At 62.2% G+C, this 15,224-nt stretch carries 11 protein-coding genes and 1 pseudogene; 8 read left to right on the forward strand and 4 right to left on the reverse strand.

All coding sequences use genetic code 11. The features are described 5' to 3' along the window. Positions 1-32: 32 nt before the first annotated feature. Positions 33-761, reverse strand: a complete 729-nt coding sequence (locus HK439_RS09985; protein WP_190291253.1) for a Tim44/TimA family putative adaptor protein — start codon at positions 759-761, stop codon at positions 33-35. Positions 762-993: 232 nt separating this feature from the next. Between HK439_RS09985 and HK439_RS09990 the strand changes: the two genes are divergently transcribed. Both HK439_RS09990 and polA read left to right on the forward strand, forming a co-directional pair. Further along, positions 994-1,497 carry an FxsA family protein gene (locus HK439_RS09990; protein ID WP_190291254.1) on the forward strand — a complete coding sequence of 168 codons (504 nt, stop codon included), beginning with the start codon at positions 994-996 and terminating at the stop codon, positions 1,495-1,497. 77 nt (positions 1,498-1,574) lie between these two features. Further along, on the forward strand, positions 1,575-4,559 hold the full coding sequence (polA, locus tag HK439_RS09995; RefSeq protein ID WP_190291255.1) for a DNA polymerase I: 2,985 nt from the start codon (positions 1,575-1,577) through the stop codon (positions 4,557-4,559). Between the two features lie 137 nt (positions 4,560-4,696). Here polA and HK439_RS10000 read toward each other — a convergent pair whose 3' ends face one another. Both HK439_RS10000 and HK439_RS10005 read right to left on the reverse strand, forming a co-directional pair. After that, positions 4,697-5,434, reverse strand: a complete 738-nt coding sequence (locus HK439_RS10000; protein WP_190291256.1) for an FkbM family methyltransferase — start codon at positions 5,432-5,434, stop codon at positions 4,697-4,699. Positions 5,435-5,565: 131 nt separating this feature from the next. Further along, positions 5,566-6,543 (reverse strand): NAD(P)H-dependent flavin oxidoreductase, encoded by a 978-nt coding sequence (locus HK439_RS10005; protein ID WP_190291257.1) that lies wholly within the window; start codon positions 6,541-6,543, stop codon positions 5,566-5,568. Between the two features lie 74 nt (positions 6,544-6,617). On the opposite strand from HK439_RS10005, the gene HK439_RS10010 reads away from it, so the two are divergent. From HK439_RS10010 to HK439_RS10030, 5 genes are all read left to right on the forward strand, one after another. Beyond that, on the forward strand, positions 6,618-7,460 hold the full coding sequence (locus HK439_RS10010) for a LysR family transcriptional regulator (protein ID WP_190291258.1): 843 nt from the start codon (positions 6,618-6,620) through the stop codon (positions 7,458-7,460). Positions 7,461-7,562: 102 nt separating this feature from the next. Further along, positions 7,563-9,089, forward strand: a complete 1,527-nt coding sequence (locus HK439_RS10015; RefSeq protein WP_190291259.1) for a YifB family Mg chelatase-like AAA ATPase — start codon at positions 7,563-7,565, stop codon at positions 9,087-9,089. 206 nt (positions 9,090-9,295) lie between these two features. Then, on the forward strand, positions 9,296-10,444 hold the full coding sequence (locus tag HK439_RS10020) for an SH3 domain-containing protein (protein ID WP_190291260.1): 1,149 nt from the start codon (positions 9,296-9,298) through the stop codon (positions 10,442-10,444). Between the two features lie 193 nt (positions 10,445-10,637). Further along, complete coding sequence (locus HK439_RS10025; protein ID WP_209011693.1) at positions 10,638-13,022, forward strand: response regulator; 2,385 nt, start codon at positions 10,638-10,640, stop codon at positions 13,020-13,022. 348 nt (positions 13,023-13,370) lie between these two features. Further along, entirely contained in the window at positions 13,371-14,246 is an 876-nt protein-coding gene (locus HK439_RS10030; RefSeq protein ID WP_235987736.1) for a GNAT family N-acetyltransferase, read from the forward strand. Positions 14,247-14,301: 55 nt separating this feature from the next. Here HK439_RS10030 and HK439_RS10035 read toward each other — a convergent pair whose 3' ends face one another. Next, complete coding sequence (locus HK439_RS10035) at positions 14,302-14,610, reverse strand: DUF1330 domain-containing protein (protein WP_190291261.1); 309 nt, start codon at positions 14,608-14,610, stop codon at positions 14,302-14,304. A 194-nt stretch (positions 14,611-14,804) separates the two neighbouring features. Between HK439_RS10035 and HK439_RS10040 the strand changes: the two are divergent. Further along, a pseudogene (locus HK439_RS10040) lies at positions 14,805-15,224 on the forward strand (penicillin-binding protein); the annotation flags it as partial.

Genomic DNA, 15,224 nt, shown 5'->3' on the forward strand with positions numbered 1-15,224 from the left:
CCTTCCGTCCGCGACGGCAGACTGCCACGTTCTCACTCGGCGGATTCTGTTGCCACCAGTTTCCAGTTCGGATCCCGCGAGGTCGTATCCCGGGCGAAGGTCCAGATATCGACCACTTCGGTGACCTTGTTCGGGTTGCCGTCGATGATTTCTCCGGACTTGTCGCGTGTCGCGGAAATCAGCTGGCTCTGCACCTTGACGGTGACCTGGGCCGTGTTGCCCTTAAGTGCGGCCTCGACGATTTCGGCGCGGTCGATGCCGACGAATGTGGATTCGATGGTTTCGCCGCGCTTTTCGCGTTCATCGATGGCGGCAACGAAGCCTTCGTAGACATCCTTGGACAGAAGCGACTTCAGAGCCTTCCGGTCGCCCTCGGCAAAGGCCATGACGATCATCTCATAGGCGCCGCGGGCGCCTTCCAGGAAGGGTTCGGGCTCGAAGCTGCGGTCCACGGACAGGATCTTGCGCAGGGCGTCGTTCAGGGCCGTGCCTGCCGGTGCGACCTTTTCGATCACCATGTCGTCGCTGGGCGGCCGGTTGACATCCACCGGAGCAGCATCCGCCGGGCCGGGCATCGGGATCACATTGTCGCCCTGGTCCTGGCCGGTCTGCGGCTTCTGCTGGCGCTCCGTCTTGGAATAGGGATCGAACGGCGGCCGTTCATTGCCGGTCCGTTTGCCAAGAACCGAGCGCAGCCTGAAAATGATGAACACAGCCAGTGCGAGGAAGATCAGATTATAAACGTTGAAGATTTCGTTCATTTGGTGCTACCGGCTTCATCCTTGGAGCCGACCCCGCTGCGAACCGCCCTTTCAGCGCCCTGTGCCTGATCAACTCCCATCTCTTATATGTAGGGACCCTTGAACCAGCATCCAGTGCCGAGGGCAAGAAGGTTTTTACCCAAAAGGCCGATCAATTCGTCATGACCGCTCGCAATCCCTATCCCAGATGCTTACCTTAGGCCAGAGAAGCTTTAAAAAAGATGGGGTTTCCGTGATACTTTACATCCTGGCGGCGATCATTTTGCTGCCGCTGATCGAAATCTCGGTGTTCATTTGGGTCGGCGGCGCCATCGGCGTCCTGCCCACGGTTCTTCTGACCGTCCTGACCGCTGTGGCCGGAACCCTGATGCTGCGCCAGCAAGGCCTGTCGCTTGTCATGCGCATGCAGTCGGAACTCGACGCCGGCCGCGTGCCGGGCAAGGACATGATGCACGGCGCGATGATCGTGATCGCAAGTCTTCTGCTGCTGATCCCGGGCTTCGTGACGGATGCGATCGGCCTGCTTCTGTTCATTCCGCCGGTCCGCGACATGCTCGCCCGTTTCATCATTTCCCGCGCTGACGTGGTCGTCGTGCAGGGCGGCTCCCGTTACCGCCGCGAGGACGGTGTCGTCGATCTGGACGAGGACGACTGGTCCAGAACCGACGGGACGCCTTCCGGCAAAGGCCCGGCGGGGCGGATCAGCCCCTGGTCTTCCGAGGACGAGCGGTCCTGACACCGCAAAAGTGAGGGTGGGCGACGCCCCCTGAGGAAAGTGCGGATTTCCCCTTTCCTCCGCCGTCCCGTGCGGGCATGATCCGCCGCATGTCGACGAACAGCTCCGCCCCCGCCCTCACCGCCAAAGACCACCTGATCCTGGTCGACGGTTCCACCTTCATCTTCCGCGCCTATCACGCGCTGCCGCCGCTGACCCGCAAGCCCGATGGCCTGCCCGTGGGCGCGGTCGCAGGCTTCTGCAACATGCTGTGGAAGCTGCTGCAGGAGGGGCTGACACCGGAAGAGGGTGACGAGCCGACCCATTTCGCCGTCATTTTCGACCATTCGGCGAAGACGTTCCGGACCGAAATCTATCCCGAGTACAAGGCCCAGCGGCCCGAGCCGCCGGAAGACCTGGTGCCCCAGTTCGGCCTGATCCGCCGGGCGACCGAGGCGTTTTCCGTTCCCTGCATCGAGCAGGAGGGCTTCGAGGCCGACGACCTGATCGCGACTTATGCCCGTCAGGCCGCCGAAATGGGCGCGCGGGTCACCATCGTTTCCGGCGACAAGGATCTGATGCAGCTGATCGGACCGAAGATCGGCATGATCGACACCATGAAGAACAAGATCTTCGGCGAGGCGGAGGTATTCGAGAAATTCGGCGTCGGTCCGGACAAGGTAATCGAGGTCCAGTCGCTCGCCGGCGACAGCGTCGACAACGTGCCCGGTGTTCCGGGCATCGGCCTGAAGACCGCCGCGCTCCTGATCAACGAGTTCGGCGATCTGGAATCCCTTCTGGCAAAGGCCGACACCATCAAGCAGAACAAGCGCCGGGAAAACCTGATCGAATTCGCCGATCAGGCCCGCATTTCAAAACAGCTTGTCACGCTGAAGCAGGACGTTCCGGTCGAGGTGCCGGTGACCGACTTCGCCGTGACGAAGGTCGACGGGCCGAAGGCGGTCGGTTTCCTCAAGGCGCTCGGCTTCAGCACCCTGACCAAGCGTGTCGCCGAGGCGACCGGGGCGGAACTGGCCAATATCGAACCGGCCGATTTCGAGGTTCCCGGCTGGGATGTGCCCGACCACAAGGGCCGGCTGATGGAAACTTCGCCCGCGGCGGGCGGCGGCAAGGCAGCCGATACCGCGGACAACGATGCCGCGGCGGACGGCGACATGATGGTGCCGCAGACCGTGGCGGACGCCCGTGCGGAAGCGGCCCGGTCGGCAGTCATCGACAGCAGTTCTTATGAAACCGTGACCACGCCGGAGCGGCTCAAGGAATGGGTCGCCGAGGCCTATGAGGTTGGTTACGTGGCCTTCGACACGGAAACCACCTCGCTCGATGCCATGCAGGCCGACCTGGTCGGCGTCTCGCTTGCCACCGCGCCGGGCAAGGCCTGTTATGTCCCGCTCGGCCATGTGGACGGCGAAGGCGATCTGCTTGGCGGCGGCGGACTGGTCGAGGGCCAGATCCCGCTTTCCGAGGCGATCGAGATCCTCAAACCCATGCTTGAGGACCGCGCCGTCCTGAAGATCGCGCAGAACCTGAAATACGACTGGCTGATCATGACCCGTTACGGCGTCGACGTGACCGCCTTCGACGACACCATGCTGCTTTCCTATGCGCTTGATGCCGGCAAGGGCGGCAACGGCATGGATGAGCTGTCGGAACGCTGGCTCGGCCACAAGCCGATCCCGTTCAAGGAGGTCTGCGGCTCCGGCAAGTCGATGATCACCTTCGACAAGGTGGCGATCGACAAGGCGACCGCCTATGCCGCCGAGGATGCCGACGTGACCCTGCGCCTGTGGCAGGTGCTGAAACCGCGGCTTGCGTCCGAGCACATGGCGAGCGTCTACGAGACCCTGGAACGGCCGATGGTGCCGGTGCTGGCGCGCATGGAAAAGCGCGGTATTTCCGTCGACCGGCAGATGCTGTCGCGGCTCTCCGGCGATTTCGCGCAAGGCATGGCGGCCCTGGAAGACGAGATCTACGAGCTTGCGGGTGAGAATTTCAACATCGGTTCGCCCAAGCAGCTCGGCGACATCCTGTTCGGCAAGATGGGCCTGCCCGGCGGCAAGAAGACCAAGACCGGCGCCTGGTCCACCTCCGCTTCCGTGCTGGAGGATCTGGCCGCAGAAGGTCATGAACTGCCCTCGCGGATCGTCTCCTGGCGCCAGCTTTCCAAGCTGAAGTCGACCTATTCCGACGCCCTGCCCGGCTATATCAATCCGGAAACGAAGCGGGTTCACACCTCCTATTCGCTGGCGGCAACCACCACGGGCCGCCTGTCCTCGTCGGAACCGAACCTGCAGAACATCCCGGTGAGGACCGAAGAAGGCCGCAAGATCCGCAAGGCCTTCATCGCCGAAAAGGGCATGAAGCTGATTTCGGCCGACTACAGCCAGATCGAGCTTAGGGTGCTCGCCCATATGGCCGATATTCCGCAGCTGAAGAAGGCATTCGAGGACGGGCTCGACATTCACGCCATGACGGCCAGCGAAATGTTCGGTGTGCCGATCAAAGACATGGACCCGATGGTCCGCCGACGCGCCAAGGCGATCAACTTCGGCATCATCTACGGCATTTCCGCCTTCGGCCTTGCTGCCCAGCTCGGCATTTCGCGCGGCGAGGCCGGCGACTACATCAAGACCTATTTCGAGCGCTTCCCCGGCATCAAGGACTACATGGAAGCGATCAAAAGGGAAGTCCACGCCAACGGCTATGTCAGCACCATCTTCGGCCGCAAGGCCCATTATCCGGACGTGAACACCAAGAACCCGAACCTGCGCGCCTTCTACGAGCGCGCGGCGATCAACGCGCCGATCCAGGGTTCGGCCGCCGACATCCTCCGCCGCGCCATGGTGCGCATGGAGGACCGGCTGCAGCACTCAAGGCTGGATGCGCAGATGCTGTTACAGGTGCACGACGAACTGATTTTCGAGGTCCCGGAAGACCAGGTCGACAAGACCATCCCGGTGATCACCGAGGTCATGGAGAAGGCCACCGAGCCGACCCTGAAACTCTCCGTCCCCCTCCAGGTCGACGCCCGCGCCGCCGACAACTGGGATGAGGCGCATTAGCAATTCACCATTTGCGGGCTGCACCGGGAATTGGGACGAGGCACCTCAGACAATCAACGGGTTATCCGCGGTGCGGAGAAGGTTTATGGGGCTGGATTTCCGCGATTGTATGGCTGGAGTATTTGCGCACGTGAGGATTACGATTTGAACGGCACGTAATTCAGGCGCTCAAGCAGGGAAGAAAAATAATGCTTCCTGATCGGCTCGGAAGTCTTTGAGAAGAACAGTTCTTTTCCAAATTCACCGGTTATCTGGTAGCCCAGAAACAGCAGATACTCGATGATCCGAGCAACGTAAATGAATTCGTCAGACGTTCGCCGGCAGCATTCGATGCAGAGGACCGGAGAGTTTCGTTCCAGCGTTTTCCGGGCGCCTTTGAGTGCCTGCAACTCGTGGAACTGAACGTCCATCTTGATGAAGTCAACGTCTGTAAAATTGAAGTCATCAAGTCTTGTGTAATTTGCAGTCGCCGTTTTGGTATATTTCACGCCACCACTGAAAAACGAGGCGCTGCCGAGAGCTTCACCGTTTATGTAGATCGTATCCGTTCCACGGCGATCAGACAGGCCGATGTGATGGATAGTGCAATTCTTTTTTTCTGCAAGGTTTTGCTCCAGACACTCCGCGTTTTCTTCGTGCATTTCGAAGCAGTCGACGTGCTCGAACCTGTCGCAAAGATCGCGTGACCAGAAGCCGACACAGGCGCCGATATCGATTGCCCTGCGAAATGAGGTCACCTGCTCCAGGGCCTTGTCCCGCGGAGCCTTCTGATATTCGCCAAGCGTGGACCCCTTCTTGGCGGTCGTCAGAACTTTTTCGAAATGGATTTCGCTATCCGGTAAAATCCACCCCTCAACTGTTTTCGTGGCAACCAATCCAAACGCTCCCGGTCAATGCTAGCGCGCAAGGTAACTGCAACCGGAAATCATCGCAAGATTTCAAAAACCTCAAGGTGATACCAAGGCTATCAAGCCGCTGCTTGCGGCACACGAGGGCGGCTACTCCGCTAATCCCGGTCGGTAAGGAACGACCCTGCCTTTGCGAGCAGGTCTGCCGCCTCCTTCACCGTCTCTTGCACGATAGCAGCTGCCGGTTCGACCGACCGAACCAGATCGAGCGCTTCGCCGGCGATCAGCGCCCGGACGGAAAAATCGTCCGGATCGGCCGCGTCATAGGCGGCACGGATTGTGTCCTGGGATGCCTGCATCTTCGCCGGATCATCCAGCCATCGGTGGGAAAACGGGTTCTGCACCACCCGGCCGGTGAATTCACCCGGCCAGTCAAGGCCCCGGGCGAGGTCGAAGAAGCTGGTCCGGCGGGTATCGTCGCCAGCCGCCCGCACCAGGGCATCCTTCGCCTTGCCCGATCCGTTGGCTTCGTGACTGGCCCAGAACCGGGTCCCCATCATCGCGCCGTCTGCCCCCATCATCAGGGCGGCGGCAAGGCCCCTGCCGTCGGCAATGCCGCCGGCTGCCAGGATGAGCTGATGCTTGCCGGCGAGATCGCGGACGGCGGGCAGGAGCGCCATCAGGCCGCGTTCCATGCCGTGGCCGCCGCCCTCCTGGCCCTGGGCGACGAGAATATCCGCCCCCGCCTTGAGCGCCTGTTCCGCCTGGTCGAGCCTCTGTACCTGCCAGATCGTCGGAATGCTGCGCTCCTTCGCGGCCCTGATGATCGGTTCGCCGTCGCCGAAGGAGACGAACACCGCGGCAGGCTTGCTGTCCAGAATATGGTCGACGAGATCCGGCTTCTTCAGTAGGCTCCAGGTAATGACACCAATGCCGACCCTTTGGCCTTGCGCATCGGCAAAGGCTTTGTCGATCCAGTCCCGGTCGCCGTAGCCGGCGCCGATAATCCCGAACCCCCCGGCCCGGGTCACCTCGGCGGCAAGGCACCCGTCGGAGATCCTGTCCATCGGCGCGAGAACGACCGGGTGGCGGACGGCGAATTGCCGTGTGAAGGCTGTTTCGATGAGCTGTTCCATGGGTTCAGCATCGCAGGTTCAAGAATATAAGAAAAATGATTGTTAGAGGAAAATAATATCTCTAAATTTGATATATGGATATCGTGCTCCTGAAAACGCTTCTGGCCGTGGCCGAGACCGGATCCTTTTCCGGCGCGGCCAACAGTCTTCATTGCGTCCAGTCCAACGTGACCTCGAGGATCCGTCGCCTGGAAGACCATTTCGGGCAGAAGATCTTCCTGCGCGGCAAGGCCGGTGCGAAACTGACGGATTTCGGCGAGCGGCTGCACGCAAAGGCGGAAGATCTGCTGCAATTGTTTGCCGCCGCAGAGCGCGAGCTGCTGGATGCGTCCGGCGCCGGTGCGCCGCTGTCGCTCGGCTCCATGGAAACCACCGCCGCGGTCAGGCTTCCGGCGCTGCTGAAGAGGCTGAAAGGCCGTTCTCCCGCCTCATCCGTCTCCCTGAAGACCGGCCCCACTGCCGACCTTCTCGCCATGGTCCGGGACCGGAAAATCGATGCCGCCTTCGTGGCGGGTCCGGTGGACAGCACCCGGTTCAACGCTGTCAGGGCCTTCACCGAACGGCTCGTCTGCGCGCGAAATCCGGCGAACCCGGACAACGGCTCCCTGCTCGCCTTCCGCACCGGCTGCAGCTACCGGGCAACGGCGCAGGCCTGGCTGAAAAGCCTCGGCCGGAGCGATACGGAGATCACCGAAATGGGCACCCTGGACGGGATCCTCGGCTGCGTCGCAGCGGGGCTCGGTTTTGCGGTGGCGCCGGAAGAGGCGGTGCGCGGCGCGCGCGATGCGGATCAGATTGAAATCGCGCCGCTGCCGGAGCCGTTTGCCACGGTCGACACCTTCCTCGTCTGGCGCATCGATCACGTGCCCGTCGAGGCCCACCGGACCCTGATCGAGGTTTTGGAGGGGCACTCCTGAGGCGTCGCGTGAGCCGGCCGAAAGAATGTTCTTCTTCTGTTCTTGCCATCGTGAGTAGGCTGTAATATCGTTTGCGACATCTCTAGGTGGAGCGAGCGCGATATGGTCAGCCGGGTAACGACTGTGGCCTTTCAGGGGATCGAGGCCCTTCCTGTTGATGTGCAGGTGAAGATCGGGCCGGGCATGGTCGCCTTCACCGTTGTCGGCCTGCCGGACAAGGCGGTGGCCGAAAGCCGGGAACGGGTGCGCTCCGCGCTCCATGCCTCCGGGCTGGCGCTGCCCGCCAAACGGGTGACGGTCAATCTGGCGCCGGCCGACCTGCCCAAGGAAGGCTCCCACTACGATCTGCCGATCGCGCTGGGCGTGATGGCGGCCATCGGCGCCATTCCGGCGGACATGCTCTCCGACTATGTGGTGCTGGGCGAACTGGGCCTCGACGGCATGCTGGCACCGGTCGCCGGCGTCCTGCCCGCTGCCATGGGCGCGAACGCCATCGGCAAGGGCCTGATCTGCCCCGTCGCCTGCGGTTCGGAAGCCGCCTGGGCGGCGGAAGACATGAGCATCCTGGCGCCCCGCTCCCTGATTCAGCTCGCCAACCACTTCAAGGGCACCCAGGTGTTGTCGCCGCCGGTACCCAAACTCCAGGGTACGCCGGACGGCCTGCCGGACCTCGCGGAGGTCAAGGGTCAGGAAACGGCGCGCCGGGCGCTCGAGATCGCCGCCGCCGGCGGGCATAACCTGCTCATGGTCGGTCCTCCGGGCTCCGGCAAATCCATGCTGGCAAGCCGCCTGCCGTCGATCCTGCCGCCGCTGCAGCCGAAGGAACTGCTGGAAGTCTCCATGATCGCCTCGCTCGCCGGTGAACTGGCCGACGGACGGCTCTCGGACCGGCGCCCGTTCCGCGCGCCTCACCACTCCGCCTCCATGGCCGCCCTTGTCGGTGGCGGCATCAGGGCGAAACCGGGCGAGGTGTCGCTTGCCCATCACGGCGTGCTGTTTCTCGACGAACTGCCGGAATTCACGCCGCAGGTGCTCGACAGTCTGCGTCAGCCGCTGGAAACCGGCGAGGCCGTCATTGCCCGGGCCAATCACCGGGTCGCCTATCCTGCCCGCATCCAGCTGGTCGCCGCCATGAACCCCTGCCGCTGCGGCCATGCGGGAGAGCCGGGCCATCAGTGCCGGCGCGGCACCCGCTGCGCGGCGGATTATCAGGCCCGCGTTTCCGGTCCCTTTCTCGACCGGATCGACCTGAGAATCGAAGTGCCGGCCGTCACCGCCGCCGATCTGATCCGGCCGGGCACGTCCGAACCCTCGGCCACGGTCGCCGAACGGGTCGCCGCCGCCCGCGAGATCCAGCGCGACCGCTTCCGGGCACTGGGGGTAAGTGCCGCCACCAATGCCCAGGCACCGGCGTCCATCGTCGAACAGATCACCGCCCCCGACGCCAAGGGCCTGGCCTTTCTGCGCGAGGCGGCCGAAACGCTCGCGCTAAGTGCGCGCGGCTACCACCGTGTCCTGAAACTCGCCCGGACCCTTGCCGATCTCGACGGCGTCGACACCGTCGGCCGCATCCATCTGGCGGAGGCCCTGAGCTACCGCGGCGAAGATCTGGCGCGTCAGGCGGCATGACACCGGGGGAAGGTTCGGGAGCCGAGTGGGTGTCAAATAATTGGTATTTCGGTGCGTCGCGCGTTTGAGATCAATTTATGAGTAAAGCAGGAGATTCACTTCGGCCTGCTCCAGACGTTTTTAAGAGCTTGGAATGCGGACGTATGGTTGTATTCTGTATATCGGCTAATGCGTGGCTGGCATCAGCTAGATCGGGGAGTGCAGTAATGCGTAAGCTATTTCTAGCCAAGCTTGTGACGGTTTTATTAGTCTTCAGTATTTCAACGCCGGGTTTCGCGGCTCTCACATTTTCGCCTATAACAACCGATGACGGTGTAACTGTAATTTTGGTCAGAGGAACTTTTGCTTGGGAAGATTCTCTCTCCAGCTTCAGGCAAACCGTTCGCTCAAACCATGCAACCGTGGTCAGCTTTGCCAGTGGTGGAGGCAATGTCACCAAGGCGATGGAACTTGGCAGGGAGATCCGGTTACTCGGGCTTTCGACACTGCAGCTCAGATCGTTGGAATGCGCTTCTGCGTGCGCATTGGCATTCATGGGCGGAGTTCAACGTTATGCCGAGCCGGGAGCCATCGGCGTTCACAAGTCGTCTTTCTCTCCCGATGCTGCACTTGATGTAGATACAGCAGTATCTGCAGTTCAGGAACTGACGGCCGAAATCGTTGCCTATATGGCGGAAATGGGCATCGATCCACGCCTCCTGCAGGTGGCGTTGAAGACCGAAGCAAATGATATGCGCTATCTTTCCGGACAGGAGATGGAACAGTTCAAGCTGACTTCTTTTGGTCCGGTCGACGAAGAACAGCGGGGAAGCGGTGCTCTTCCGCCATCGCGTGCGCAGCCGTCGTCGACCTTTGTCAAACCTGTTTCGCCTGCCAGTCGGCCGATACCCATAGCTACATCGGGCACAGTGAGACATCCGAGGGGGGCCGTCGCGCTCAAAACAAATGCAGACAAGAAGAGCGCAAATGTTGCGACCCTTCGGAACGGAACACCTCTGGCCATCCTTGGAAGCGCGGACCGATGGTATCGGGTGCGCGCGAATGGACTTTTCGGCTATTTGCACCACACGTGGGTCCGCGTGGATCAATTCGACGCGACAATTGGAGATCAACGGCTCATCCAGATTAAAAGCTTTGACAATCTGGACGATGCGCTCACCTATGCACGGGCATTGCCTTTGCCACTTTCCATCTACCTGGCGACGAACGGGTGGTATGCCGTGACGATCAGGAAGTCGTTCGAACGCGATAAGGCCATTTCCATAACGAGATCCCTCAAAAATGAGCGCACAGTGCCGGCGGACAGCTTCGTCACGCTCGGCAATACCTATGTCATGCGGCTTTGCTGCGACTGAAGGTCTTGAAGCAGCCACGTCTATGGGCAGCTAGCGAACCCCAATTTACTCGCATAATCAAATTGGAGCATCTGAGATGACTTCCCTCGCGGGGAAAGAACGCTAGGCGACAAAACCCACCCTCCGGAAACGGTTTATCAAAGGTTATCGGCAATTCTGACCGGGACATTGACGCCAGTAGCGAGTATCCGTCTTGGTCCCGAAGAACGAAAGCCGTGCCCGGCAGAAGGTGACGCCGTCCGAAGAGGACCTGACGTCCGACGTCCCTGCCGCTGGAGACGGAACCGCGCAATCGTCCGCTGATGCTCGCGAATCGGTCCGAAAATCCGGGACGGAACGCAAGTCCTGGCCCGAGGGCGACGGGCTTGAGACACCGGCCGTCAGGACCCCCTCCAGAACGATGATGCATGTCTCGGTGGTCGTCGCGGTCGCCGGGGTGATCGGCGCCTTTCTGCTGCTTGGCAGCGGGCCCTATGTGCGGCTCGTCTCGGTGTGCCTGGCGTTTTTCGCCGGCGGCATGGCCGTCTGGCGGCTTTTTGCCGACGACAAGGTGCGCGATGGCGCCGCCGTCGCCGTTCGGGACGCCAGGATCCGCCGCCTGATGCAGCGCTGCGAGGAACTGGAGGACCGGGCCTGGGAACTGCGCGAATCCGACGAACGCAATGCCAGTATCCTCAGCGCCCTCGGCGATATCGTGGTGCGTCGGGATGCCGATGACGCGGTGGTTTATGCCAATGCCGCTGCTGCAAACGCGTTCGGGGCCGATCGGGCGCCGGTGATCGGCGAGCCGCTGCGGCTGCCGGTGATCGGCGACGGAGACAAGTCTCAGGAAAAGGCATCGGAACAGGGCATCGCCTTCGGCGATCTGCATCTGCAGACCGTGGACGGACCGCGCTGGTTTTCCCGCCTCGACGTCAGCGTGCGCGACACCATCAGCGATCAGCCGTTGATCCAGACGGTCCTGCGCGACGTGACCGAACGCCGGCTGATCGAGGAAGAACTTCTGGCCGCGCGCCAGTCGGCGGAAAGTTCCAACGAGGCGAAATCCCGCTTCCTTGCGACCGTCAGCCATGAAATCCGCACGCCTTTGAACGGGGTTCTGGGCATGGCGGCGCTCCTGCGCGACACGCGGCTGACCCGGGAACAGACGGCCTATATCGAGGCCCTGGAAACCTCCGGCGAAACGCTTCTGATGCTGATCGACGAGGTTCTGGACTTTTCCAAGGTGGAAGCCGGCAAGCTGGAAATTCAGGCAGCGCCCGTGCGTCTTGCGCCGCTTGTCGAAAGCGTGGTGGAACTGCTTGCGCCCAAGGCCCAGGCCAAGGGCCTTGAAATCGGGGCCAGATTTCATCCCAGCCTACCGGAAACCGTTACGCTGGATGCAAGCCGTGTCCGTCAGATCCTGTTCAACCTGACCGGCAACGGCATCAAGTTTACCGACGAGGGCGGGGTAGCCATCCGGATCGACGGCCGCCCGAATCCGGATGGCGGCAGCTTCCTCGAGTTCGCCGTCATGGACACCGGTATCGGCTTCGACCGGGCGGAAGCCGACCGGCTGTTTAAGGAATTCGAGCAGGTCGACCACGGCCCGGCGCGGAAATTCGGCGGCACGGGCCTTGGGCTTGCCATCGCCCAGCGCCTCGTTCGCCTGATGGGTGGGACGATCGAGGCGATCTCGGACAAATCGAAAGGCGCCCAGTTCAAGGTGGTCGTCCCGGTGCCGGAAGACCTTGTCTTTCGGGATACCGCGACCGCCTCAAGCGTTGCCGGCAAGTCGATCGTCATCGTCAGCACCAGCGGACTGGAAGGCGCGCTCTTGCGCGAGCGGCTGGAATTCGAGGGCGCCGAAGTGGCGTTGCGCATGCCGGGCTCGGCGGACCTGACCGAGCACATGGCCGCAGCCGATCTGGTGATGATCGACAATTCCGCGGTTGCCGACAGCGGCGGCTGGCTGGTCAGCGCGCGCCTTGCCGGTTGCCGGGCGCCGGCCGTGGTCATGATCACCCCGCCTGAGCGCGACCGGCTGGAGCGGCTGCGCGAAGCGGGCTTCGCCGCCTATCTGATCCGGCCGGTGCGAAACGAAACCCTGTCGCAGGTGATCGGCGGCCTGCTGGAAGAGGCCGGCCCGGACCAGCAGCTTTGGGAAGCAGGCGCCGATGCCCATTCCGGGGATCTGGAAGCCCTGCGCGGCCGGGCGCCCGCCCGTCCCCTGCGGCTGCTTGTGGCCGAAGACAACGATATCAATCGTCTTTTGAGCGAGGCCCTGCTGCGCAAGCTGGGTCATGAGCCGACCGTCGTGACCGATGGCGAAAAGGCCGTCGAGGCGGCCGCATCGACCGATTTCGATGCGGTCCTGATGGATCTGCACATGCCGGGCCTGGACGGGATCGGCGCCATCCGCAAAATCCGCGCGCAGGAGTTGCAGCACAACAAGCCTCCGGTGCCGATCCTGATGGTGACCGCCGATGTCATGCGCGATGCGCGCGAAAAGGCCGCCAGGGAGGGCGCTGCGGGCTATCTGACCAAGCCCTTGTCGGCGGAGGCTCTCTGCGACGCCCTTGCCCGCCTGAAAATCTGAACCACATACATTGTACCGAGATCTGATTCGCGCTGCTGCCCGTTTTGGGCAGACGTTCCCTGTCATTTGTGATAAGGAAACCGCGGAAACAGCGCTGCGATACGGCTCATATGGACAAGTGTCATCCATTTGTCGGAAAACTATGTTTTACGGCAGGGTCAGATATAGTTCCCGCGTTCTCGCAGCTACTGTCGCGGCAAAGGCAAAAACGCAAGTGAAACAGATTTCAAGGCGTGAAACACTTGCGGCTAAAGAAAACTAGGAAATAGGGGCCGAACATCCATGATGCGGTCGGGTATGTTTTCGCCGAGGAAACTCGTTCAGAAAATCGCGCCGGTGAACCGGCCGATGCAGATTCGCGCCTCCGGGCTGCAATCGGAGGCAGCAGGCGCAGGCGCGCTTCCCTTCCGCCAGAGCCTCGGCCGGATCGGTTCGCTCGAAGTTCGCCTGGCCCGCAGCTTCCGCGAAGTGAAAATGGCGCAGCGGCTGCGTTACCAGGTCTTCTACGAGGAAATGTCGGCCATCGCCGACGCCCAGACCATGGCGACCCGCCGCGATGCGGATCCCTATGATGCCTTCTGCGACCATCTCCTTGTGGTCGACCATTCCATGATGAAGCGCAACAAGCTCGGACGCCTTAAGCCGGAAATCGTCGGCACCTATCGCCTGCTGCGTCAGGAAATCGCCGACCAGCGCGGCGGCTTCTATACTTCGGGCGAGTTCGACATCCAGCGGCTGATCGACGCCAATCCGGGCAAGCGGTTCCTGGAACTCGGCCGCTCCTGCGTGCTCAAGCCCTACCGCAACAAGAAAACGGTCGAACTGCTGTGGCACGGCATCTGGTCCTATATCCTGATGCACAAGATCGACGTCATGATCGGCTGCGCCTCGATCGAAGGCACCAACCCGGATGCCATCGCGGATCAACTCGCATTCCTGCATCACAATGCCCGGGCGCCCGAAGACTGGCGCGCGGCCGCCCTGCCGGAACGCTATGTCGAGATGAACCGCCTGCCGGCGGAGCGGGTCAATCCGAAGGAAGCGCTGCGCGCCCTGCCGCCCCTGGTCAAGGGGTACCTGCGTCTCGGAGCCTTCATCGGCGACGGCGCCGTGGTCGATCACCAGTTCGGAACGACCGACGTGCTGATCATCATGCCGGTGTCGGAACTGAATGCGCGCTACGTGAATTACTACGGCGCGGACGCCAGCCGCTACGCGGCCTGACCTTTAAATCAGACACTTCTGCCAGAAGGACGCCCGCGCCCGCCGCGAGGAAGGATCAGTCTGTGGGCTGGGGTCCGTCGTAGCCTTCGACAATGACCAGATCGCCTTCCGAAGCGGCATCGCGCAGGGCCTTTGCCGCCGCATATTCCGGCGACTTGTAGCAGGCCATCGCCTGGTCGTAGCTGTCGAACTCGATCACCACATTGCGCGACCGGGAGCTGCCTTCCATGGTCTCGAACCGGCCGGCGCGCACGAGAAAGCGGGCGCCGTATTTCTTGAACGCCTCCGCATTCGCCGCGACATAGTTCTTGTAAGCGTCCGGGTCCTGCACGTCGACGCGGGCGACCCAATAAGCCTTGGCCATGAAACCGTTCTCCCTGTTGGTCTTGCGGGTCCTTCCTAACCGCTTTTAACGGCCCCTGCCAGTGTCCATTCCGGCGTCCATTGAAGCCTCGCCGGGCGCCCAGCCTTAACGCCCCCTTAAATTGCCGCAATCTATGGTCATTGCGGGGACCAATGGCTGAAATGCCGGTGGTCGATACGGGATGTTCGTGTGCGATGACACGCAAGGCGAAAAGCGCAAAGCGGATCGAGCCGGTCTTCGGCGACGATCGCGGCGGCATGCTCAACCTGCGCCCTTCGGCGCGGGATCGTGCGGCGGCGCCCGCGGCAAAGAAATCCGCGCCGCAGTCCAAGAAGGCACCGGCGAAATCCCGCCAGAAAACCGCCAGCCAGAAATCGGCGAAGAAGCCTGCTCGGCGGAAAACCGGCAGGACCGGCAAGGGCGGCGGAGGCAGAAGGCCGTCCTCGCGGAAAAGGAACTTCAGGTCCCGCATGGGAGCCGGCGCTGCCCGGTTCATGAAGCGCGCCTTTTACTGGGGCTGCGTCCTCGGTATCTGGGCCGGCATTTTCGTGGTCGGTTTCGTCGGCTACTACGCCGCCTATCTGCCGCCGACCTCGGAATGGAAGGTTCCCGCC

The organism is Roseibium aggregatum (assembly GCF_014692675.1).
GTDB lineage: Bacteria > Pseudomonadota > Alphaproteobacteria > Rhizobiales > Stappiaceae > Roseibium > Roseibium aggregatum_C.

Bases quoted from the DNA above. Each gene is read 5' to 3' on its own strand.
- HK439_RS10005 (WP_190291257.1), bottom strand. From the start codon at position 6,543: ATGGAACAGCTCATCGAAACAGCCTTCACACGGCAATTCGCCGTCCGC.
- HK439_RS10020 (WP_190291260.1), top strand. From the start codon at position 9,296: ATGCGTAAGCTATTTCTAGCCAAGCTTGTGACGGTTTTATTAGTCTTC.
- HK439_RS10015 (WP_190291259.1), top strand. From the start codon at position 7,563: ATGGTCAGCCGGGTAACGACTGTGGCCTTTCAGGGGATCGAGGCCCTT.
- HK439_RS10035 (WP_190291261.1), bottom strand. From the start codon at position 14,610: ATGGCCAAGGCTTATTGGGTCGCCCGCGTCGACGTGCAGGACCCGGAC.
- HK439_RS10030 (WP_235987736.1), top strand. From the start codon at position 13,371: ATGCAGATTCGCGCCTCCGGGCTGCAATCGGAGGCAGCAGGCGCAGGC.
- polA (WP_190291255.1), top strand. From the start codon at position 1,575: ATGATCCGCCGCATGTCGACGAACAGCTCCGCCCCCGCCCTCACCGCC.
- HK439_RS10010 (WP_190291258.1), top strand. From the start codon at position 6,618: ATGGATATCGTGCTCCTGAAAACGCTTCTGGCCGTGGCCGAGACCGGA.
- HK439_RS09985 (WP_190291253.1), bottom strand. From the start codon at position 761: ATGAACGAAATCTTCAACGTTTATAATCTGATCTTCCTCGCACTGGCT.